Consider the following 21,552-nt stretch of genomic DNA (forward strand, 5'->3'; position numbering starts at 1 on the left):
TAGTGCGAAAATAGTCCCTTTTTGCCTGAAAAAAAGCCCGGTTTTCCCTAAAAAACCATTCATCCGCATCTAACACGTCAACAAAAAAGGTTTTATTCTGTCAAAATACCGCTAATTCAAACAAAACACAAACATTTTGACACACTAAAAAGGGGCTTAAAACAACAAAACCGCCCCACCTTCTCAGGTAGAACGGTCAATAACTTTCCTGTGCATAAAATCCATCAAAAATAATACATTACCAAGGCAAGAATACGGTGATTGGTTACAGCATGTGTATCGGTAACCTTCCCATTTTCCATATTGGTCGAACCATACCAGGCCGTAGCCGGATTATATTCCATACCAAATTGCCAGTGTGGCAAATTATAAGAAAATGCGACATTCACGGAAAGCAATTGATCTATATCCAATCCCATGCCATATTTCGTCGTGGAAACCAAAGCTTTTGTCGTTCCCATATTTTTAGTATACCCAGCAAAAAGATGTGCTTTCCATTTTGTTCCGTATGTAAAATTAACCCAGGTTGTAGAATGGCGGTATGGGGTATATTCCTGTTCCCCATTTTCCGGATGAATGGCACTGATTCCATAACCGCCTATCAATGCGGTCTGGTCAAGGCAGGAAGCCATCAGGCTTTTTGCGGCAAAAGCATAGTTTCGTCCGGTATATTTAAAATGGACTTCATAAGAAGTGGTAGTCATACGCTCATTCACCTTATATTCCTGGCCATTCCATTCGGAAGAAGTACGAGGTTTCAATGAAATCAGATGAATCCCGGCACCAGCCAACCAACCATTGGAAGATGTATAATCAGCTCCTATATAAAATTCAGGCACACAACTATTTTTAATATACTCCTCGCTCATGCCTTTCGGGCCACTCGATAAATATTGTAATTGCCAAAGTGCGGATGCTGTCAGCTTAACTTTGCCTGTTTTATACTGGTAACGGATTTGCGGGCTGCGATTGAATGGCTGGAAAGGCGCACCAGTAGAAAGATTCAAAATATCCGGCATTACAGAACCGAACAAAGGGTGCCAGGTTTGCCCTATCAACAGATTACTTTTATCCCAATCGAGTGCCACATAAGCCTGCCGGATACGCAACATTGTAGTACTTGCGGAAAAGCCCCCGAAATCTGTTTCTACTTTAGCAGAAGTGCGTGCCGTACCTATATTGGGACCTGTCAAATCCAAGCCGAGCCGGGTAGTAAACGTATAAAAACTGCCATTAGGACCCGCATTCAAATCTTTACCGTCTGCATCCGGCTTCTTATCTAACGGATATAAATAAAAATTCCCGTCGACAGGTGCCATATTCGCACGTGTATTATAAAATAAATCCCCTCTTATGAACCCGTAAAACTTGTAAGTAAAGTTCTTTTTCTGTGCCGAAACTTCTGATATAGCCCAAAATGCAATCAGAAATGCCAATAGTTTTTTCATTTTATCATTAATTATCGATTTCCCGTATTTGAGGTGGCAAAGGTATATATTTTCACCTATTCCATTTGAAGAAAGAAATATTATTTGTTCCTTTGCTTCCAGGTTGTAAGCCTTAATCATTAAAAAGATTAATTTTGTAAACTACAGATATAAATCATGAGTACTAAAAAATTCTTATTGCAGGAGAAGGACATCCCCACGGCATGGTATAATGTTGTTGCCGATATGACCAACAAACCTCTTCCTATTTTGAACCCGCAGACCAAGCAGCCCCTCAAAGAGGAAGATTTGTATCCTTTATTTTCAAAAGCAGTTTCTCATCAGGAAATGAATACGACCGACGCCTGGATTGAAATCCCGGAAGAAGTTCGTGAATTATATAAGGTATGGCGTCCTACTCCCCTGGTACGTGCAACCGGACTCGAAAAAGCATTGGATACGCCTGCACATATCTACTTCAAGAATGAAAGTGTAAGCCCTATCGGTTCCCACAAACTTAATTCCGCCCTTGCACAGGCTTATTACTGCAAACAGGAAGGGGTAACGAATATTACAACGGAAACAGGGGCGGGCCAATGGGGTGCCGCTTTATCCTATGCTGCGAAAGCTTTCGGATTGGAACTGGCCGTTTATATGGTAAAAGTCAGCTATCATCAAAAACCCTACCGCCGCTCTATCATGCAAACATTCGGGGCACAAGTCGTTGCTTCTCCAAGTATGAGTACCAAAGCAGGGCGTAAAATCCTGACAGACCATCCGAATTACCAGGGCAGTCTGGGAACTGCCATTTCCGAAGCTGTAGAATTGGCAATGCAGACACCTAACTGTAAATATACATTAGGCAGCGTATTGAACCATGTTATGTTGCACCAAACAGTAATCGGACTGGAAGCAGAAAAACAGATGGAAATGGCCGGAGAATATCCGGATGTAGTAATCGGTTGCTTTGGTGGCGGTTCCAATTTCTCCGGAATCTCATTCCCTTTCATCCGTCATAAACTGACAGAAGGCAAGAATGTCCGTATCGTTGCTGCCGAACCGGCTTCCTGCCCCAAACTGACGCGCGGACAATTCCAATATGACTTCGGTGATGAAGCCGGTTATACACCATTGATCCCGATGTTTACATTAGGACATAACTTCGCACCTGCCAATATCCATGCAGGTGGCCTACGTTATCATGGTGCAGGCTCAATCGTCAGCCAGTTGATGAAAGACCAATTGATGGAAGCAGTGGACATCAAACAGCTCGACACTTTTAAGGCCGCAACTTTATTTGCGCAAAGCGAAGGCATTATCCCTGCGCCAGAGTCCGCACATGCTATTGCTGCTGCCATCCGTGAGGCTGAACAAGCTAAAATAGAAGGAACACCTCGTACAATCTTATTTAACCTGTCCGGACACGGATTGATAGATATGGCTGCTTACGACCAGTATCTGTCGGGAGACTTAACGAACTACGAGTTGACGGATGAAGATGTTGCAAAGAATTTATCCGAACTGGAAAAAATCATCAAATAACTTGAGGATACAATAGAAACAAGACAGTTATTCCTGTAATTCCACAGAATAACTGTCAATTTGTAAGTAAAAAGAAGAAAGGCACTAATAACAGGGACTCACGTCTTTTGTTATTCGTGCCTTTTCTATGTGTCTATGAAATATTATAAAAAAGTATTATGAGAGTTGCTCATTTCAAAATGTCGCGCAAAAGTAGTCGTTTTATCCACATTAAGCAACACTATCATTACAAATAGTCACAAAATACATCATATTTAACACTACGAAAATATTTTTACAACAATAACGCCACACACCCACTTACAAATTGTAAGCCATCAGACTATTTATATGCCTGATAATCTTAATCTCCGTCTTTAAACTCTAATATATCCCCCGGTTGGCAATCCAGCTCCTTACAAATTGCTTCGAGGGTGGAGAAGCGTATGGCTTTCGCTTTCCCTGTCTTTAAAATAGACAGGTTCGCTGGTGTAATGTCGATACGTTCCGCCAGTTCTCCCAGCGAGATTTTCCGTTTCGCCATCATCACATCCAAATTTACAATTATAGCCATATCTTTTTTATTCCTTTTTTTAGATAGTCAACTCCTGTTCCTCACGCAAGCGAATACCCATAGCGAATATACGGCCTACCAAAAGTGCTATCAAGCCCAATATCAAATTAATCGTGTTAAACACTTCAAAGAAATTCATTGAATGGCCATCCAGGGCAATATCTTCTGCCACCGAATAATAATTCAACAAATTGATTATTATTACTATGACAGCAGAAATCAACAATAGTATTCCCAATTTATTTAACCGGCGGACATTAATCCAATCGAATATAATCTGGTGGTTGATCGTGTTTATCAATTTATAAAAACTGATGACGGCCCAGACAATGGTAACAATATAAATAAACTCCAGAATAGCAAATATAAAACTCGGAATACCTTGTGCATTCTGGTCCGTCCATACGATAGCACTGACCATCTGCACATCCAGCATCTTTCCTGTTTTAAGATTCTCCAACTGAATTACATTACCACCAAAATCAGGCATTAAAAACAATTCTACAGGACTTCTATGAGTTGTTTCCGACAGGCCTCTTTTCAATACCCTTGTTTCATTCCAACCTTCTTTAAAACCAGCGACAAAACCTGTGCCCATTGCATAAATATGGGGAAGCAAAGAAAAGCCCAAGCTAAGGAATACCAGTATACAGATTATATTCAATTGTTTCTTCATCGCATGAATTATTAATGCTTATAATCCACTAATAGTAAACGGCATACGAGCAATGATACCAGATTCGGTTTCTGCCTGCCGGATAGTAGAGAACAACTTGAACTGTTCCTCGCCCAACACCGATTTTACCATGGATACTTTTACTCCGTCCATTTTCTTTTCAAGGAACTTAGTAAAGAAATCTTTCGGACCATCAGCAACCGTTACGGAATAATCCGTTAAATTCGCTAAAGTCGCAGCTTCCTTAATTGCCACATCCATACCTCCCAACTGGTCAACCAAACCTCTTTCCAAAGCCTGTTCGCCTGTCCATACACGTCCTTGCCCGATAGAATCGATCTTCGCTTTTGTCATGCCACGGCCATCGGCACAACGCGTCAGGAACAAATCATAAGTTTGCTCTATGCTACGCTGTATCAATGCCTTTTCATCTTCACGCATCGGACGGCTTATATCGCCTAAATCGGCAAACGTATTTGTTTTTACAATATCTGTTGTCACACCCAATTTCTCAAAGGTTCCGGTAAAATTACGAAATACACCAAATACACCGATTGAACCGGTCAGGGTCGTACGTTCTGCAACAATCTTATTTGCAGCACAGGAAATATAATATCCACCGGAAGCCGCATAATTTCCCATAGACACTACAATTGGCTTCTTTGCCTTCAACTCTACAACCTCTTTCCATATTTGTTCAGAAAGATAAGCACTGCCACCCGGAGAGTTTACACGGAATACAACAGCTTTCACGTTATCGTCATCTTTCAACTTACGCAGTTTTTTTGCCATTTCCTCTGAAATAACCTGCTCATCCGCACCGAAAGGAGAAGAAGATTCATCCTCTCTGATTTCACCTTCCGCATACAAAACTGTAATCTTATCCTTATTCTCTTTTTCTTTTACTTTAATGGAAGCTACTTTATCCACATCCGCAGTTTTCAACTTGCCATCAGCATCCTGCCCTGCCATTTCTTTTACCGTATTTTCCACTTCATAACGATAACGGAGCCCGTCGGCCAGTTTACTGTCGATAGCATTAGAAGCCTGTCCCATTGCCAAGCCTTCATTCATATAACGATTCAATTCATCGGAAGAAATAGCGCGACTACCCTCAATAGCAGAAGTAATATTACCCCACACGCTACCTAATAAAGCTGTTAGCTGCTCACGGTTAGCATCACTAAACTTTTTCAGGAAATACGGTTCTACTGCGCTTTTATAAGTTCCTACCTTAAAGATATAATGTTCCACCCCGATTTTTTCGGCAAGGCCTGTATAAAATATGCCCTGTGAAGCAAGACCAACAAGCGATACACTTCCTTGCGGATTCAGAAAAACGGAATCGGCAACACTGCATAGGTAGTAGCTTCCTTGTGTATAAGAATCTCCATAAGAAACTATAAACTTTCCGCTTTCTTTAAAATCCTGCAATTCACGACGGATAGCCTCCAAACTGGCAAAGCCCCCAGATAAGGAACCGGCTTCCATATAGATTCCTTTTATATTTTCATTTGTTTTAGCACGACGAATTGCCTTAATCACATCCTGAACAGCGACTTGGCTACTACTCTCACCCATCAGTTCGGAAAATGGATTTTTAACTGCCTGTTCCACCAATATACCTGATAAAGACAGTTTAAAGACTGCATTCTTTTCCGGTACATACTCTGACGAACCTCCGGCACTGGCAGCAATGCCTACAATCATGAAAAAGGAACAAAGTCCCAGAATACCCACTGCTATCAGCACTCCGAAAGTGGAGGCAAATACTGTTTTAAAAAACTGTTTCATACTATTTTATGTATTTATATTGTTAATTCCTGTTCTTCTTTCATTCTTAATCCCATGGCGAAAATCTCAGCAGCAAGAAACAAAACCGCCGCATTGATAAACCAAGAAAATTCAATAATATCCTGAGATGTTATCCGGTATCCCGGAATATCTATTAAAGAAGTAGCAGTAAGCCACCCTGCATAATTTCCCAATACAGATACAGCTCCCAAAATAAGCAGACAAATTCCCATTCCTCTCAAACGCCAAATATTTGCATACGTAAATATTGCGGCTGATTTAACCGAATTTATCAATTTGAGAAACAGAATCACCAAAACAATTATCGTTGGAAGCAAAAACATTCCAAGCATGCATATCAATATAGAATAACCGGTAGTTCCTTCCTCCGGTATTTCAACCAATACACCCGTTATGCTAGCCGGAGCATATTTACCGGTCTTTGCATTATATACTGAATCGATAAGAGCCGGACCTGCTTCGTTCTTCCGCAAAGTCAGCCAATGGCTGTTCAGAGATTCATCCTTGTTCTGTTTTTTACCGGATTCAAATCTTTTCTCCGAAAATCTGTCTGCTTTTTCATATCCTCTCCGGAAAGAAGAAGAGATATCACTCCAGGAATAGAAAAGCGAATATCCCATTTGTAATCCGAAAGCCAGAAGTATCAGATATGTCAGTATATTTAATCTTGTCTTCATAGAGTTGTTATTTTGTTTTGCAGATATTATTTATCGTTTTTCGATATGCAAAAGAATATATTATATTTTATATCTCCAAATGTTTTTATCGAAAAACGATATATTTTTTATGAAATACATAAATGAAAGTCATCATTAGCTCTAAAAGACCTGCTTTTCTTCTATACAAAAGTCCTACCTCTTTTGTAGAAATATAGCTTTGTTCATGAAAAATAAATAATTCCCGGAAGTGGATTTAGATTTGTGTGTACGATAGCCTCATAGTTATGTTTTTCCCAAATCATAACTATGGTTTTGGAAAATCATAACTATGGTTTGAAAAAAACATAAGAAAGGTATTAACACTAAAACCTCTGTTTTTGGAACAATAGCAGATGCGGAGATTCTTTTTTCTTATACAGATTTACGGATAGCCTCAATCTTCTTTACTCTTTTTCTTTTTTAGCCTTTTCACGCATCTTAAAACGTTTTATCTGTATAAAACGCAAAAAGAAAATAATAACAAGAGTAATACCTATCGTACAAAAATATTTCACATAATCCGGCTGGACATATTTACCCGGCCAGCCGATTATGGATATAACGACTAGATAAATCAATAAGACTACTGTAGTAATATTAATTCTTTTCATGCTTTTAACATTTAAACGGGGCGCAAACTTAGGAAAAATATTGTATACCTTCCTGCTCAAAACTTATAAGGAATGTTAGTAAATCATTTTTTATCTGGATATTACAGTTTTATATCGTGCATTATATTCTCCTGATACAACCTCGACAATATAGATACCGGAGGGGCAAGTTAATGGCACAGACTGGCTTCCTTCCCCTATTGCTTGTGTAAACAGACAGCTTCCGGCAAGATTAAATAAACGGACATAACCATTCCCTTTACCCCGGTTTATATAAACAGTATTATCTCTGACGAAACTCGACACTTCACTTTCCTTCATCTCTTCCGAAGCAGAAGTATTCATAACTGAAAGCGGTTCCATCTTCATCGAGCTTAGCGGAGAAGCCAATTGTAACAAAACATTTTCATCAGATGTATCAAGATTAATCACCTCTAATTGAGTCCCGGCAGATGCTTTTACAAAAAACGCAGCAAAAGAGGGAAGAGCGTAATTACTCCCTACCGGATATGCCTTATACTGATTCCCCTCATACACATATACATAACCATCCAAAGCCGGATTATTCCGTATCCGGGAAAGAGACAGAGGGGCCGGAAAAGGATTTCCACAAAGATACCAACCGTAATTTTCCGGTTTGGCTTCTCCTGTAGAAACCGGGACATCCACCGGAATAATACCATTCTTTGCAAAATCATCCGGAATTTCACCCGGTTCGGAAAAAACAGTAAGAATCTTGCTATCCGCTTTCTCATCCAAAGCTATTAAATATCCTTTATTCTTTTCAAACAACGGGGTTTCCTGAGAAGTTATAACAGGCAGGACCTCCCAATTACCGGAAGCCAGGTTACTATTCGCCCTTCTTTCCCCATCATATCGCTGGACATAAAAGAAATTTCCACCGGCATTGGGTATCCCATCTTTCTGCTCAAGGCCTTCTCCCACATTGTCCGGATATACATTAAAAGGGAATGAGACAAAATACCATTTCCCGGTTTCTTCCAGCTTTTTCTGTAGCTTAATACGTCCATTTATCTTCATCCGGCCTTGAGATACCAGCTCCGTATTATACAACTGCAGCTCTTCCGTACTCAGACAGCCGTCCCGGGTAATGTGCATAGTCGCTCCACCCATACAAACCTGTTTACAATAAATTTCAGAAGATAATACCATATTACCCTGAACCAACGCACACCTATTCCTCAAAGCCGGAAGATGAGACCAACGAAGTGTATCCTGCCAGTTCCCTCTGCCTTCAAATAAGGTATATTGCTGAATTTTACCCGACGCCAGCGCATACTTCACACAATAATACCCCTTTGTATTATCTGAAAATGCTGCATTTACCGTAAATGCAACCGGATTATTTCTTATCAGAACCGATGAATACTGACAGAAAGCATTATCTTTTGACGGACGGAAAAGATTATTGATTTTCTCCCCTTCCTCATAATAAATCGTTATATCCAGCAAATCCGAACGGTTTAAGTAATTCCCTCCATAATAAAGACTTACAGACACATCCGAATGAGTCCGGTCATATTTTGAAAAGAGCAAACTGGCTCCCGGAGAAATCCTTAATCCCATTTTACCGCCAAGATTATCTATATCGACAGAAGACACGTCCATAATTTTAACAGAACCCTGAGTCTGGTAATTCCAGTTATCCCCCTTTGAATCACCGAATGTCTGTAAACGGAATGTATCCGATATAAGTACATTTTCATTACTATTCACAAATTCACGCCACCCGGCAGGATCGGAAAGTTGAGCTTTAACAGATTGAAATGCGAAAGAAAGACTAAGCAGTACACTAAACAGGTAGCATTGTAACATTCTCTTTTTCATAGTTAATACAATTTTGGTTTGTTAATTTGCTTACAAATATAAAGAAATAACCGAAATGATTATCTTTGCCGTATGAAAGAATTTATCATATCTGAAGCACAGACAGAAAAGGCTGTTTTAGTCGGTCTGGTCACTGCCGAACAAAACGAGCAAAAAGTAAAGGAATATCTGGATGAACTGGCATTCCTTGCTGATACAGCCGGTGTGGATGCAGTCAAGCGTTTTACACAAAAAATGGACTACCCAAACACCACAACTTTTGTAGGCAGCGGTAAATTACAGGAAATCAAAGAATATGTGGTAGAAAATGAAATCGGTCTGGTTATATTCGATGACGAACTTTCTGCCAAGCAATTACGTAATATAGAAAAGGAATTACAGGTCAAAATATTGGACCGTACCAACCTCATTCTCGATATATTTGCCCGCCGTGCCCAAACTGCTCATGCCAAGACACAGGTCGAGCTTGCCCAATATAAATATATGTTACCCCGCCTGACCCGGTTGTGGACACACCTGGAACGCCAGCGTGGTGGTGTAGGAATGCGTGGTCCGGGTGAAACCCAGCTTGAAACGGATAAACGTATTATCCTGGACAAGATTTCAAAGTTGAAACGGGATCTGGTTGAAATAGACAAACAGAAAAGCGTACAACGCAAAAACAGGGGGAAAATGGTACGCGTGGCATTGGTCGGTTACACAAATGTCGGCAAGTCTACGCTAATGAACCAGCTAAGCAAAAGTGAAGTTTTTGCAGAAAACAAGCTATTTGCCACATTAGATACAACTGTTCGCAAAGTGATTGTGGAAAACCTCCCGTTCCTTTTGTCTGATACAGTAGGTTTCATCCGTAAATTGCCTACGGAATTGGTCGAATCATTTAAATCAACCCTGGATGAAGTACGGGAAGCCGATTTACTGGTTCATGTAGTAGATATTTCCCATCCGACCTTTGAAGAACAGATTGAAGTAGTAAATAAGACTTTAGCAGAAATAGATAATTCGGAAAAACCGATGATTATGGTGTTCAATAAAATCGATGCCTTCACTTTTGTACAAAAAGATGAAGATGATTTGACACCTCGTACCAGAGAAAATATAGACCTCGATGAATTAAAACGAACTTGGATGGGGAAATTACAAGATAATTGCATATTTGTCTCTGCGAAAGAACGGACAAATATAGATGCACTGAAATCTTTATTGTATGAACGGGTAAAACAAATCCACATCACCCGTTTTCCCTATAACGATTTCCTCTTCCAGCAATACGATGAAGAAGAACAATAAATTATGGACAAAACAAGAAAATTACAACCGGATGAAATCGTCCGGTTGCAATCAAATGGCTGTAGTGCCGAAAATTGGGAGAACATAACAGTTGCAGTTCCCTTTAGACCCGAATTTGTAAGTAATACCCGTTTCTCCGGAGATATTGTATTAGGCTATTTTGAAAAAGAAATAACATTTGCCGGAGGAGTTAGAAAACACAGCGGAATCCGCAATGCCTCCCTCCATAACTGTACGATAGGGAACAATGTCCTGATAGAAGATGTACATAATTACATTGCCAATTATGAAATCGGTGACGAATGTGTTATTCTGAATATCAATGTCATGTTTGTCGAAGGAGAAAGTTCTTTCGGAAACAATATTCCTGTTTCCGTATTGAATGAAACCGGAGGACGTGAAGTCCCTATCTATAACGCATTATCGGCATCTTTAGCCTATGTCATAGCTCTTTACCGCCACCGTCCCTTATTGATTGGACGTTTACAGGAACTGATAGCCGATTATTCAAAAAGCATCAGTTCAGATCGTGGGAAAATAGGCAAACAAGTGCGGATTATTAATACCGGTACAATACGTAATGTTGCTATTGGCGATTATACGACCATAGAGAACAGTACCCGGCTTTATAACGGAACCATCAACAGTAATGAAACGGCCCCTGTTTATATTGGCGACAGTGTAATTGCCCAGGATTTCATCATATCTTCCGGTGCGGTTGTTGCCGATGCCGCAAAAATTATCCGTTGTTTTATCGGACAAGCTTGCCACATAACACATAACTTCTCTGCACACGATTCTTTGCTATTCAGTAATTGTGCATTTGAAAACGGTGAAGCATGTGCTATTTTTGCCGGTCCGTTTACAGTGTCCATGCATAAAAGCAGCTTGCTGATTGCCGGCATGTATTCATTTCTGAATGCAGGCAGTGGCTCCAACCAGAGTAACCATATGTATAAATTAGGGCCTATTCACCAGGGAATTGTGGAGCGTGGTTCCAAAACCACCAGTGATTCTTATATTTTATGGCCTGCCCGCGTCGGAGCTTTTTCACTGGTTATGGGACGCCATCACCACCATAGCGACACAACAGATATGCCTTTCTCTTATCTGATTGAAAATGATGACGAGACCTATCTGGTTCCAGGTGTAAACCTCCGGAGCGTAGGAACTATCCGTGATGCCCAAAAATGGCCCAAACGTGACAAACGGAAAGACCCGGTCCGCCTGGATATGATTAATTATAATCTTCTCAGTCCGTATACCATCCAGAAAATGCTTAAGGCCTCGGAAATATTGAGAAATCTCCAAAGCCTGGTCGGAGAAACATCCGAAATCTATTACTACCAAAACACCCGCATCAAAGGGGCCTCTCTACGTACAGCTCTTGAACTGTACAAGATGGCGATCAATAAGTTTCTGGGTAATTCCCTGATCAAACGACTGGAAGGCACAGCCTTTAAATCAATAGAAGAAGTCTGGGAACAGTTAAAACCTACTTGCCAGCAAGGACTCGGTGAATGGCTGGATTTATCCGGACTCTTTTTACCAAAAGTTGAACTGGATTGTTTAATCGAAGAAATAGAAAACGGTAATATTCATTCGCTGGATGTCATCGAAGATTTTTTCACCTCCATGCATAAACGTTATTATGAAATGGAATGGACATGGGCTTACAATCAGATACAGGAATATTACCAGATAGACCTGGGCAGTGTTTCCGCACAACAAATCATTAATATCGTATGCTGCTGGAAAGATTCCGTTATCGGGCTGGATGAGCGTTTATACAAAGACGCCCGCAAGGAGTTCTCCCTCATTTCCATGACCGGTTTCGGAGTAGATGGTTCCACCAAAGAAAAACAGGAAGACTTTGAAGGTGTACGAGGCATTTTCGAGAGCAACCCGTTCGTCACAGCCGTTAAAGAACATATTGTTGTAAAACGAGCTTTAGGAGATGAACTAATAGGAAGAATGCAGCCGTTAATCTGATTTATCCTATTTATTTCGCGGATGATGTTCCAAAATCTCTTTCCGCAAAAACTGACGGTCTATATGTGTATAAATTTCAGTGGTAGTAATCTTTTCGTGCCCCAGCATTTCCTGGATGGCACGAAGGTTCGCTCCACCCTCCAATAAATGGGTCGCAAAAGAATGCCGGAAGGTATGCGGGCTTACATTCTTTGTTATTCCTGCCAGTTCAGCTTGTTGCTTAATAATATGAAACACCATGATACGCGATAATGAAGTTCCCCGGCGACTTAAAAACAAGACATCCTCAAATCCTTTTTTCACTACGACCGTATTACGGTCATACAAATAATTCTTTATCTCCCGTATAGCTATATCCGATATCGGGACCAATCTTTGTTTGCCACCTTTCCCTTCTACTTTTATAAATCCTTCGTCAATATAAATATCCGTAAAACGAAGATTTATAAGTTCTGAAACACGCAAACCGCAACTATACAAAACTTCCAGCATCGCCCGGTTGCGATGTCCTTCCGGAACAGAAAGATCTATGGAGTCCAATATATCATTTATTTCATTCACACTCAATACTTCAGGAAGTTTCAATCCAATCTTGGGAGTTTCTAACAATTCGGTCGGATCAACTGTTATATAGCCATCCAGGAAAAGAAAACGATAGAACGATTTGATACCTGAAATAATTCTTGCCTGCGACCGCGGATGAATACCAACATCATGAAGCTGGGCGACAAATTGTTGAAGATTTTCATAAGATACTTCATCAAACTTCAGCCCTTCGCTTTCCACAAAACGGATTAACTTGTCCAGGTCAGTCAGGTAGGCATCAATGGAATTGGCAGAAAGCGCTTTCTCCAAACGGAGATAGGTATTATACCGGTTAATTATATCTTTTCCCTGTTGCATTATAGATTGGTCATTATGTATGTGTCAAATTAAATCATTACCTTTGCACGGTATTTTTCATCCGTTGAAGGATGGATACTACAAAGGTAACAAATTACAGCAAAATGAAGAAAATTCAGATTATCAACGGCCCAAATCTTAATCTGTTAGGCAAACGGGAGCCAACAGTATACGGCAATGCTTCATTTGAAGACTATTTAAGCAATTTGCGTGCAAAATATCCCCAATGCGAAATTGCTTACTTTCAAAGCAATATAGAAGGAGAAATGATTAACAAGATACATGAGGTTGGTTTTGATTATGATGGAATTATCATGAATGCCGGAGCTTATACGCATACCTCCATAGCATTACATGATGCAATAAAAGCTGTAACGACCCCAGTCATTGAAGTGCATATATCCAATGTACATGCACGGGAAGCCTTCCGCCATGTTTCCATGATTTCGGCAGCCTGTAAGGGAGTTATCCTGGGCTTCGGACTCGATTCCTACCGGTTGGCTCTTGAATCTTTCCTTACGGAAGAATAAAAATTACAATAAGAATAATAGGTAAAAAGATGTTTAATAGAAGTTGGACCTAAGCCGGTGAAGCATAAGTACCGGAATTTAATCTCCAACGAATAAAAAAGGTTATATGTTAAAGCATACGAAGATTGTTGCTACTGTTTCTGACCAGCGCTGTGATGTGGAATTTGTCGACGCATTATATAAAGCAGGAATGAATGTTGTCCGCCTTAATACGGCCCACATGGCAGAAGAAGGATTAGCTAAAGTTGTAAATAATGTCCGTGCCGTATCCGACCGTATAGCTATCCTTATGGATACAAAAGGTCCGGAAGTCCGCACAACGATATCCCAAGCTCCCATTCCTTTCAAAACCGGAGAAATCGTGAATATCGCAGGTAATCCGGATAAAGAAACTTCGCATGATTTCATTTATGTATCGTATAAGAATTTCGCAAACGACCTGAATGTCGGCAGTGATATCTTGATTGACGATGGAGACCTGGAACTGAAAGTTATCGATAAAAAAGATGATTATTTGGTTTGCGAAGTAGAAAACGACGCCACTTTAGGCAGCCGTAAAAGCGTAAATGTTCCAGGGGTACGTATCAATTTACCATCGTTGACAGAAAAAGACCGCAAAAATATTGTGTGGGCGATTGAAAACGACCTTGATTTTATTGCACATTCATTTGTTCGCAGTAAACAAGACGTTATGGATATCCAACGCATTCTGGACGAATATGGAAGCCCTATAAAAATCATCGCAAAAATCGAAAATCAGGAAGGAGTGGATAATATCGACGAAATCCTGGAAGTAGCTTATGGAGTTATGATTGCACGTGGTGATTTGGGTATCGAAGTTCCTGCCGAGAAAATCCCGGGCATCCAACGCACACTGATACGTAAATGCGTAGAAGTGAAAAAGCCGGTAATCGTGGCAACGCAGATGCTTCACTCCATGATTTCCAACCCACGCCCGACTCGTGCCGAGGTAACAGATATAGCTAATGCAATCTACTACCGTACAGACGCATTGATGTTAAGTGGTGAAACTGCTTACGGAAAATACCCGGTCGAAGCAGTACAAACAATGACTAAAGTTGCACGTGAAGCTGAAAAAACAAAATTATCGGCTAATGATATCCGCGTTCCTATTGAAGGCAATGACCTGGATGTAACTTCTTTTTTAGCAAAACAGGCTGTAAAATCTTCTTCGAAACTACATGTAAAAGCGATTATTACAGATAGTTACACAGGACGCACTGCCCGTTATCTGGCGGCTTTCCGTGGAACCTCCACCGTGTTTGCCATCTGCTATAACCACCGTACCACCCGCATGCTCTCATTATCTTACGGAGTATGGGCCGTTTACCAACCTTTCGACCATAGCCGTCGCGGTTATTTCTATCAGGCTCTTAACGAATTGATCAAGAGCGGCCGCATTACACGCAACGATATGGTTGCTTACCTGAGTGGAAGCTTTGGTGAAGGAGGCGGTACAAGTTTCCTTGAAATTAATAATGTTGGAAAAGTGTTGGATGCAGGAAAAGATTACCAGCTTCCGACGTTTAAAGACTAATTTGATACATGACATTAGAGGAGTATATCCTATCTCATAGCGACGATGAAGGAGATTTACTTGCAGCCCTTAACAGGGATGCGCACGTAAATCTCCTTCGTCCGCGTATGTTGTCTGGGCATTTACAAGGACGTATCCTGAAAATGTTCTGCCGGATGCTTCGTCCCCGCCGGATATTGGAAATAGGGACATACACCGCTTATGCCACCCTTTGCATGGCTGAAGGGCTGGAGGAAGACGGTTTAATCCACACCCTCGAAATTAACGACGAGATGGAGGACTTTATACAGAAATACCTGAACCAGTCACCACATAAGAACAAAATCAAATTACATTTTGGGGATGCTCTTGAAATCATCCCAACCCTGAATGAAACATTTGATATGGTCTTTATCGATGCAGACAAACGGTTGTACTCTGAATATTTCGATATGGTATTCCCATTGGTTCGCCCGGGAGGGTTGATTCTTGCCGACAATACGTTATGGGACGGAAAAGTTCTGGAGAAACCTCACGCATCGGATAAACAAACAATCGGTATCCTTAGTTTTAATGATAAAATAAAGGAAGACCCACGTATTGAAAAAGTTATCTTACCTTTGCGCGACGGTCTGACAATGATTTGGAAAAAATAAAATTAGAAAATTATGGAAAGAACAAGATTAAGCAAAATAGAACGTCTTCTTCAAAAAGAACTGGGTGATATCTTCCTGAAAGAAGCAAAAGCAATGCAGGGTGTACTGATATCCGTATCTGTAGTCCGTGTTAGTGCAGATTTAAGTGTTGCACGTGTCTATCTAAGTATTTTCCCTTCTGAAAAATCAGGAGAATTGCTGGAGGCAATCCGTGCCAATACAAAAGCCATCCGCTTTGATTTAGGGCAACGTGTTCGTATGCAGTTACGTAAAATTCCGGAATTGAGTTTCTTTATCGACGACTCTCTGGATTATATCGAGAATATAGACAATCTGTTGAAACAATAAAATCTGAAGCGTTGAACTTCCCGTTTTATATAGCCAGGCGTTACCTTTTTTCAAAGAAATCCCACAATGCCATCAACATAATTTCGATGGTTTCAGTTTGTGGGGTAATGATTGCCACAACCGCATTGGTCTGTGCTTTGTCTGTATTCAACGGATTTGAGAGCCTGGTTGCTTCTATGTTCAGCAATTTCGACCCGGTATTAAAAATAACACCGCGCCACGGTAAGGTATTCGACCCTTCGGTAGCCTCTTTGCAAAAGGTTAAAAAGCTACCTGAAATCACTTATTTCAGCGAAGTACTGGAAGACAATGCCTTAGTTCGTTACAAAGACCGGCAGGATGTTGCAACAATCAAAGGGGTCGACGATACATTCCGGTATCTGACAAATATCGACAGTATCCTGATTGATGGGGATTTTATTCTATACGACGAAGTAGCCAATTATGCCATACCGGGGGTGGGACTGGCTTCACGCCTCGGAATAAGGGCCAACTTTGCCGATCCTTTAGAAATATATGTACCTAAAAGGGATGAAAAAGTCAACCTTTCCAATCCTGCGACTTCTTTTAATCTGGAATATGCTTTCACACGGGGAGTATATGCAACCAACCAACAAGTGTACGATGATAAAGTCATGCTGATACCCCTCGCATTAGCACGTTCCCTATTCCATTACAACAATGAAGTAACAGCCATCGAATTGGGTGTGACACCAGATACGAATATCCAGACTCTTAAAGAGCAAATTAAATCCATACTGGGTAATGAATATGTTGTTAAGGACAGGTATGAACAGCAGGATGCTTCCTACAAAATGATGCAAGGAGAAAAATGGATGACATTCCTGATATTGTGTTTTATCCTCGGTCTTGCTCTATTTAATGTGGTCGGCTCTTTATCGATGTTAATGATAGAAAAGAAAGATGACGTACTTACATTGCGCAATATGGGAGCTAATGATAAACTTATCCGACAGATATTTTTATTTGAGGGCTGGATGATTTCCGGTTTCGGAGCTTTAACCGGTATTCTGCTTGGTGTGGTACTTTGCTTCTTACAACAGGAGTTCGGATTACTTAAGTTAGGGGAAGTTTCCGGAGCATTCGTTATTGACGCCTATCCGGTCCGTCTGGTTGGCAGCGATATTCTAACCATATTTGTCACTGTTATCGGAATTGGATTCCTGGCAGCTTGGTATCCGGTACATTATTTGGGAAAGAAATGGATTGATAAATAATAGATACAAAAAATAGGGGAGCGTTTGCCCCCCTACCTACTATTTACTTCTTAATTGAACTCTTTGCCGTATTTAATCTGAACGTCTGCAACAAATTGCTTGATTCGCTGTTCATCTTCCTTTTTGCATATAAGCAGGACATTTCCGGACTCTGCAACGATATAATCGTTTAATCCCTGAATAACAGCCAAACGTCTTGGGTTATCCAATGCAACTACATTACCGGAACTTTCATAAAGCAATGCTTCATTATTTCTTAGTACTGCATTATTTTCTTCGTCTTTTTTGGCAATATCAAATAGTGACCCCCATGTTCCAAGGTCTGCCCAACCGAAATCAACACACAGCATGTATACATTGTCCGCTTTTTCCATAATACCATAGTCTATGGAGATATTCAGACAGTATTGAAAGTTTTCGGCAATAAAATCACGTTCTTCCGGGGTATTGAATTTATCCTTACCTAAATCAAAACGCTGTGAAATATCGGGTAAGAATTTTGCAAATGCATCCAGAATAGCATTTACATTCCATACGAATAGTCCGGAATTCCAGAAGAACTCACCACTTTCCTGAAAGACCTTAGCTAATTCCAAATTCGGCTTTTCTGTAAATGTTTTTACTTTTGTAAATTCACCCAACATAATATCGCTACTTTGAATATAGCCATAACCCGTTTCCGGACGGCTCGGCTTGATCCCCAAAGTAACCAACGCTTTATTCTCTCTTACAAAATCCAAACTCTTCTTTACATCCCTTACAAACTCATCTTCTTTTAAAATAAGATGATCGGAAGGAGCTACTACAATATTTGCATTCGGGTTACATGCTTTTATATGATAAGCAGCATAAGCAATACAAGGTGCAGTATTCCGACGTGTTGGCTCCAAGAGAATCTGTTTCTCACTTAATTCTGGCAGTTGTTCTTTTACTAAGGATGCGTATAGCTCATTCGTCACAATATAAATATTCTCAACAGGAATAATTTTTGCAAAACGATCAAATGTCATCTGCAACAACGAACGACCTGCTCCGAAGAAATCAAGGAATTGTTTTGGATAACTTTCTCTACTAAAAGGCCAGAAACGACTACCGATTCCTCCACCCATGATAACACAATAATTATCTTTCATGATGATTCAGGCTTCTTTTTTAATAATTATACTATTACAAAGTTATAGAATTAATCTGGCATTTCCTCCACCCTATGATATAAATTGAAAAAAAAGCAGCTAATATTTGCACATTAAAAAATAATGCCTACCTTTGCAACGCATTTGAGAAACAAATGCCCAGATGGCGGAATTGGTAGACGCGCTGGTCTCAAACACCAGTGGATTCACTTCCATGCCGGTTCGATCCCGGCTCTGGGTACAGAAAGAAAAGCTAAGTATTGATTGCTCAATACTTAGCTTTTTATTTTGCCTAAATTTTCCTATATTTTCCCCCATGTATGTAGAAATAATAAGAAGAAAATAGTTGATTCGCTTGGTAAAATGTTATATCAAAAGTATTTTTGGAAAAACAACAATTTAAAGATAATCTATCATGGAAAAGGGTATTTGGCAAGAAATAGAAAAACTGTACCAAGAGTTTCATAAACTTGGTATCAGCCAATCGGTAGACTATGAAAAGTACTACCTTTATTCTCTTATTACCCATTCGACAGCCATTGAAGGTTCTACGCTCACAGAAATAGAAACACAGCTTCTTTTTGATGAAGGATTGACTGCCAAAGGAAAGCCATTGGTTTATCATTTGATGAATGAAGATTTAAAAAAAGCCTATGAGCTTGCCTACGGAGACAGTGAGCAAAATATTGAAATTACCCCTGTCTTTTTGCAAAAGCTGAATGCGACTCTTATGCATACTACCGGAAATATACACAATGTTATGAGCGGTTCTTTCGACTCATCCAAAGGGGAGTTTCGTTTGTGCAGTGTTACTGCCGGTGTAGGTGGTCGTTCCTATATGAACTATCAAAAAGTGCCTGCAAAAGTAGAGGAACTTTGTTCTATATTGCAAGAACGGCAAAAGGCGGCGAATACACTTTGGGAACAATATGAGTTAAGTTTTAACGCTCATCTCAATTTAGTAACGATTCATCCATGGGTAGATGGTAATGGAAGAACTGCTCGCTTATTGATGAACTATATTCAATTCTGCTATCATCTTTTCCCTGCGAAGATATTTAAAGAAGATAGAGCCGACTATATTCTTTCTTTACAACAGTCTCAAGAAAATGAAACCAGTCAGCCTTTTTTAGACTTTATGGCAACACAATTAAAGAAATCCCTCTCCTTGGAAATTGAAAGATATAACGCCTCCCATCAAAGAGGTTTTAGCTTTATGTTTTAATCATAAGTTTCGTTTTTTTTGAAGGAAAGGTATATTGGTTTGATTTCTATAATTATTTATTATATCACAATAGATTCAAGCACTTTGTTATAAGAATTGGTTTGATATGTTTTTCCGTCAAATTCGATTTTTTTTCATATCTTCACGACTCAATTAAAATAACGCCTTACTTATGAATGTAAGTGGAAAAAGACACAGAATAATATACTTAGCAATAATTGCCACTATTATTGTGGAAGTAACATTCAATAGTTGCGAATATGGAGACGGTGATAAGCACTCGGATATTAAACATCTGTTATCACTAAACTACTATCCCGAAAAGTTCAAACTGATCCGCATCAAGACCAATAAAGATAAACTTAACATGACGACATGGGAAAATAACTATACAAATTTTTCGGACTGTTTGGACTACAATAATGACACTTACAGGGTTTTTCCTGGTAAGGACTCATGGTATTATATAGGTCAGTATGACGATATTTTTTTTGACTGTAACATGGAGATACTCAATATATCCCTTAAAAATATATGTGAAAGTGAAGATTTTTGGCTCTATCCTCTTGAAGCTGGCAAAATATATATCGATGTTTATAACAATAAGTCCCAAAAATCAAGAATACTCCTGTTCGATATTGACATGCGAAAAGTATATCAACAATTCGACTATATAAGTCCCTCGTTTATCGATAATATACTGCAATACATGAAAAGAAAAAGTGATACGCTCCACAACTTGAATCCACTTCCTCCATTACTCTACCTTGAGCCGGAGAGTTATTCACGTTATGAAAAAGAAATAAAGCTTTTCCATAAAATATATCCACAGGCACAACAGGATATCCTGCAACTAATAGATAAACACCGAGATGATTATGTATCAACATATGGTAATTTTGTGAAAAGTTTCGACTATAACAAAGTGTACTGCGGCTTGTTGTCACGTTTGCAATATACAGATTCGACAGCTAACAACAACAAGGCAGTTGTCTGCCAACAGTACTGGCAGTTGTTTTTTATAAACCATTCTGTAGCCATTGACTATAACACCACGGAATGGAAACCGGACAGCCTCATCCCTTCTCTCTCTAATTTCAAACATGTGCCTGTTCCTCAGAATCATGCTAACGTGAAACTGTGCCAATTTGATTATAGCCTTGTGAGGCAAAGTATACCACACTTATTGAAAGGGTCAAGTACACGAGACGAGTTATATTATTACAATATATCAGTAGGAAATGATACACTTCAATTGAAATATTCGAATCCTGTATACCTGTTTGAATCAAGACGATTGAAAAACAATAAAGTAATCATAGCATTATCTACCAAGGAATTCAAATCAAAAGATCATTCCCAAGAAACCTCCAATGACTTATCAGTTACAGAGGTTTTCTTCCTACTTTACGATCCGGAAAAACCCTCCAAAAACGAGTTACTCGAATTGTCCCAAAAGGTATTGTACTGAATCACACTATCTCAAAGTGTAATAGTCAATCCTTCTTCTTTATCTTTTTTCAAGTTTTG

General features: G+C 39.7%; 19 protein-coding genes and 1 tRNA gene. 11 read left to right on the plus strand and 9 right to left on the minus strand.

The window, feature by feature from the left end:
- Window positions 1–224: 224 nt before the first annotated feature.
- A complete protein-coding gene (locus ACGE0T_RS17680) occupies window positions 225–1,448 on the minus strand; it encodes a DcaP family trimeric outer membrane transporter (RefSeq protein WP_459187898.1) in 1,224 nt (407 codons plus the stop codon).
- Window positions 1,449–1,604: 156 nt separating this feature from the next.
- Between ACGE0T_RS17680 and ACGE0T_RS17685 the strand changes: the two genes are divergently transcribed.
- Window positions 1,605–2,969: a TrpB-like pyridoxal phosphate-dependent enzyme gene (locus ACGE0T_RS17685; RefSeq protein ID WP_459187899.1), complete on the plus strand. Its 1,365-nt coding sequence runs from the start codon at window positions 1,605–1,607 to the stop codon at window positions 2,967–2,969.
- A gap of 343 nt (window positions 2,970–3,312) precedes the next feature.
- Here ACGE0T_RS17685 and ACGE0T_RS17690 read toward each other — a convergent pair whose 3' ends face one another.
- From ACGE0T_RS17690 to ACGE0T_RS17715, 6 genes are all read right to left on the minus strand, one after another.
- Window positions 3,313–3,522 (minus strand): helix-turn-helix domain-containing protein, encoded by a 210-nt coding sequence (locus ACGE0T_RS17690; RefSeq protein ID WP_459187900.1) that lies wholly within the window; start codon window positions 3,520–3,522, stop codon window positions 3,313–3,315.
- 19 nt (window positions 3,523–3,541) lie between these two features.
- The gene (locus tag ACGE0T_RS17695) at window positions 3,542–4,198 is read right to left on the minus strand and encodes a DUF2975 domain-containing protein (RefSeq protein ID WP_459187901.1); all 657 of its coding nucleotides are present in this window, start codon (window positions 4,196–4,198) and stop codon (window positions 3,542–3,544) included.
- An 18-nt stretch (window positions 4,199–4,216) separates the two neighbouring features.
- Window positions 4,217–5,992, minus strand: coding sequence for a signal peptide peptidase SppA (sppA, locus tag ACGE0T_RS17700; protein WP_459187902.1), 1,776 nt, complete (start codon window positions 5,990–5,992; stop codon window positions 4,217–4,219).
- 14 nt (window positions 5,993–6,006) lie between these two features.
- On the minus strand, window positions 6,007–6,690 hold the full coding sequence (locus tag ACGE0T_RS17705) for a DUF2975 domain-containing protein (protein ID WP_459187903.1): 684 nt from the start codon (window positions 6,688–6,690) through the stop codon (window positions 6,007–6,009).
- A gap of 425 nt (window positions 6,691–7,115) precedes the next feature.
- Window positions 7,116–7,322 (minus strand): hypothetical protein, encoded by a 207-nt coding sequence (locus ACGE0T_RS17710; RefSeq protein ID WP_459187904.1) that lies wholly within the window; start codon window positions 7,320–7,322, stop codon window positions 7,116–7,118.
- A gap of 90 nt (window positions 7,323–7,412) precedes the next feature.
- Window positions 7,413–9,170, minus strand: coding sequence for a T9SS type A sorting domain-containing protein (locus ACGE0T_RS17715; protein ID WP_459187905.1), 1,758 nt, complete (start codon window positions 9,168–9,170; stop codon window positions 7,413–7,415).
- Window positions 9,171–9,242: 72 nt separating this feature from the next.
- On the opposite strand from ACGE0T_RS17715, the gene hflX reads away from it, so the two are divergent.
- Both hflX and ACGE0T_RS17725 read left to right on the plus strand, forming a co-directional pair.
- The gene (gene hflX, locus ACGE0T_RS17720; protein ID WP_459187906.1) at window positions 9,243–10,460 is read left to right on the plus strand and encodes a GTPase HflX; all 1,218 of its coding nucleotides are present in this window, start codon (window positions 9,243–9,245) and stop codon (window positions 10,458–10,460) included.
- Window positions 10,461–10,463: 3 nt separating this feature from the next.
- Window positions 10,464–12,452, plus strand: coding sequence for a DUF4954 family protein (locus ACGE0T_RS17725; RefSeq protein WP_459187907.1), 1,989 nt, complete (start codon window positions 10,464–10,466; stop codon window positions 12,450–12,452).
- A 6-nt stretch (window positions 12,453–12,458) separates the two neighbouring features.
- On the opposite strand, the gene xerD is transcribed toward ACGE0T_RS17725, so the two are convergent.
- Window positions 12,459–13,355: a site-specific tyrosine recombinase XerD gene (gene xerD / locus ACGE0T_RS17730; RefSeq protein ID WP_459187908.1), complete on the minus strand. Its 897-nt coding sequence runs from the start codon at window positions 13,353–13,355 to the stop codon at window positions 12,459–12,461.
- Window positions 13,356–13,459: 104 nt separating this feature from the next.
- Here xerD and aroQ point away from each other — a divergent pair, with 104 nt between their 5' ends.
- The 5 genes from aroQ (at window position 13,460) to ACGE0T_RS17755 (ending at window position 17,664) form a co-directional block, all read left to right on the plus strand.
- Window positions 13,460–13,885 carry a type II 3-dehydroquinate dehydratase gene (aroQ, locus tag ACGE0T_RS17735; protein ID WP_459187909.1) on the plus strand — a complete coding sequence of 142 codons (426 nt, stop codon included), beginning with the start codon at window positions 13,460–13,462 and terminating at the stop codon, window positions 13,883–13,885.
- Window positions 13,886–13,991: 106 nt separating this feature from the next.
- Window positions 13,992–15,443: a pyruvate kinase gene (gene pyk, locus ACGE0T_RS17740; protein ID WP_459187910.1), complete on the plus strand. Its 1,452-nt coding sequence runs from the start codon at window positions 13,992–13,994 to the stop codon at window positions 15,441–15,443.
- 8 nt (window positions 15,444–15,451) lie between these two features.
- A complete protein-coding gene (locus ACGE0T_RS17745; RefSeq protein ID WP_459187911.1) occupies window positions 15,452–16,078 on the plus strand; it encodes an O-methyltransferase in 627 nt (208 codons plus the stop codon).
- A gap of 12 nt (window positions 16,079–16,090) precedes the next feature.
- Entirely contained in the window at window positions 16,091–16,426 is a 336-nt protein-coding gene (gene rbfA / locus ACGE0T_RS17750; RefSeq protein ID WP_459187912.1) for a 30S ribosome-binding factor RbfA, read from the plus strand.
- 11 nt (window positions 16,427–16,437) lie between these two features.
- Window positions 16,438–17,664 (plus strand): FtsX-like permease family protein, encoded by a 1,227-nt coding sequence (locus ACGE0T_RS17755; protein ID WP_459187913.1) that lies wholly within the window; start codon window positions 16,438–16,440, stop codon window positions 17,662–17,664.
- Window positions 17,665–17,714: 50 nt separating this feature from the next.
- Here the strand turns inward: ACGE0T_RS17755 and ACGE0T_RS17760 are convergent, their stop codons facing one another.
- Entirely contained in the window at window positions 17,715–18,797 is a 1,083-nt protein-coding gene (locus ACGE0T_RS17760) for a mannose-1-phosphate guanylyltransferase (RefSeq protein WP_459187914.1), read from the minus strand.
- Window positions 18,798–18,954: 157 nt separating this feature from the next.
- Between ACGE0T_RS17760 and ACGE0T_RS17765 the strand changes: the two genes are divergently transcribed.
- From ACGE0T_RS17765 to ACGE0T_RS17775, 3 genes are all read left to right on the plus strand, one after another.
- Window positions 18,955–19,038, plus strand: a tRNA-Leu gene (locus ACGE0T_RS17765).
- Window positions 19,039–19,212: 174 nt separating this feature from the next.
- Window positions 19,213–20,022, plus strand: coding sequence for a Fic family protein (locus tag ACGE0T_RS17770; protein ID WP_459187915.1), 810 nt, complete (start codon window positions 19,213–19,215; stop codon window positions 20,020–20,022).
- Between the two features lie 709 nt (window positions 20,023–20,731).
- Entirely contained in the window at window positions 20,732–21,493 is a 762-nt protein-coding gene (locus ACGE0T_RS17775; protein WP_459187916.1) for a hypothetical protein, read from the plus strand.
- Window positions 21,494–21,552 lie beyond the last annotated feature (59 nt).

Source organism: Parabacteroides sp. APC149_11_2_Y6 (assembly GCF_054506995.1).

Excerpts from the sequence above, each read along its gene's own strand:
- ACGE0T_RS17680 (WP_459187898.1), bottom strand. The coding sequence starts at position 1,448 with ATGAAAAAACTATTGGCATTTCTGATTGCATTTTGGGCTATATCAGAA.
- ACGE0T_RS17685 (WP_459187899.1), top strand. The coding sequence starts at position 1,605 with ATGAGTACTAAAAAATTCTTATTGCAGGAGAAGGACATCCCCACGGCA.
- ACGE0T_RS17690 (WP_459187900.1), bottom strand. The coding sequence starts at position 3,522 with ATGGCTATAATTGTAAATTTGGATGTGATGATGGCGAAACGGAAAATC.
- ACGE0T_RS17695 (WP_459187901.1), bottom strand. The coding sequence starts at position 4,198 with ATGAAGAAACAATTGAATATAATCTGTATACTGGTATTCCTTAGCTTG.
- sppA (WP_459187902.1), bottom strand. The coding sequence starts at position 5,992 with ATGAAACAGTTTTTTAAAACAGTATTTGCCTCCACTTTCGGAGTGCTG.
- ACGE0T_RS17705 (WP_459187903.1), bottom strand. The coding sequence starts at position 6,690 with ATGAAGACAAGATTAAATATACTGACATATCTGATACTTCTGGCTTTC.
- ACGE0T_RS17710 (WP_459187904.1), bottom strand. The coding sequence starts at position 7,322 with ATGAAAAGAATTAATATTACTACAGTAGTCTTATTGATTTATCTAGTC.
- ACGE0T_RS17715 (WP_459187905.1), bottom strand. The coding sequence starts at position 9,170 with ATGAAAAAGAGAATGTTACAATGCTACCTGTTTAGTGTACTGCTTAGT.
- hflX (WP_459187906.1), top strand. The coding sequence starts at position 9,243 with ATGAAAGAATTTATCATATCTGAAGCACAGACAGAAAAGGCTGTTTTA.
- ACGE0T_RS17725 (WP_459187907.1), top strand. The coding sequence starts at position 10,464 with ATGGACAAAACAAGAAAATTACAACCGGATGAAATCGTCCGGTTGCAA.
- xerD (WP_459187908.1), bottom strand. The coding sequence starts at position 13,355 with ATGCAACAGGGAAAAGATATAATTAACCGGTATAATACCTATCTCCGT.
- aroQ (WP_459187909.1), top strand. The coding sequence starts at position 13,460 with ATGAAGAAAATTCAGATTATCAACGGCCCAAATCTTAATCTGTTAGGC.
- pyk (WP_459187910.1), top strand. The coding sequence starts at position 13,992 with ATGTTAAAGCATACGAAGATTGTTGCTACTGTTTCTGACCAGCGCTGT.
- ACGE0T_RS17745 (WP_459187911.1), top strand. The coding sequence starts at position 15,452 with ATGACATTAGAGGAGTATATCCTATCTCATAGCGACGATGAAGGAGAT.
- rbfA (WP_459187912.1), top strand. The coding sequence starts at position 16,091 with ATGGAAAGAACAAGATTAAGCAAAATAGAACGTCTTCTTCAAAAAGAA.
- ACGE0T_RS17760 (WP_459187914.1), bottom strand. The coding sequence starts at position 18,797 with ATGAAAGATAATTATTGTGTTATCATGGGTGGAGGAATCGGTAGTCGT.
- ACGE0T_RS17770 (WP_459187915.1), top strand. The coding sequence starts at position 19,213 with ATGGAAAAGGGTATTTGGCAAGAAATAGAAAAACTGTACCAAGAGTTT.
- ACGE0T_RS17775 (WP_459187916.1), top strand. The coding sequence starts at position 20,732 with ATGAAAAGAAAAAGTGATACGCTCCACAACTTGAATCCACTTCCTCCA.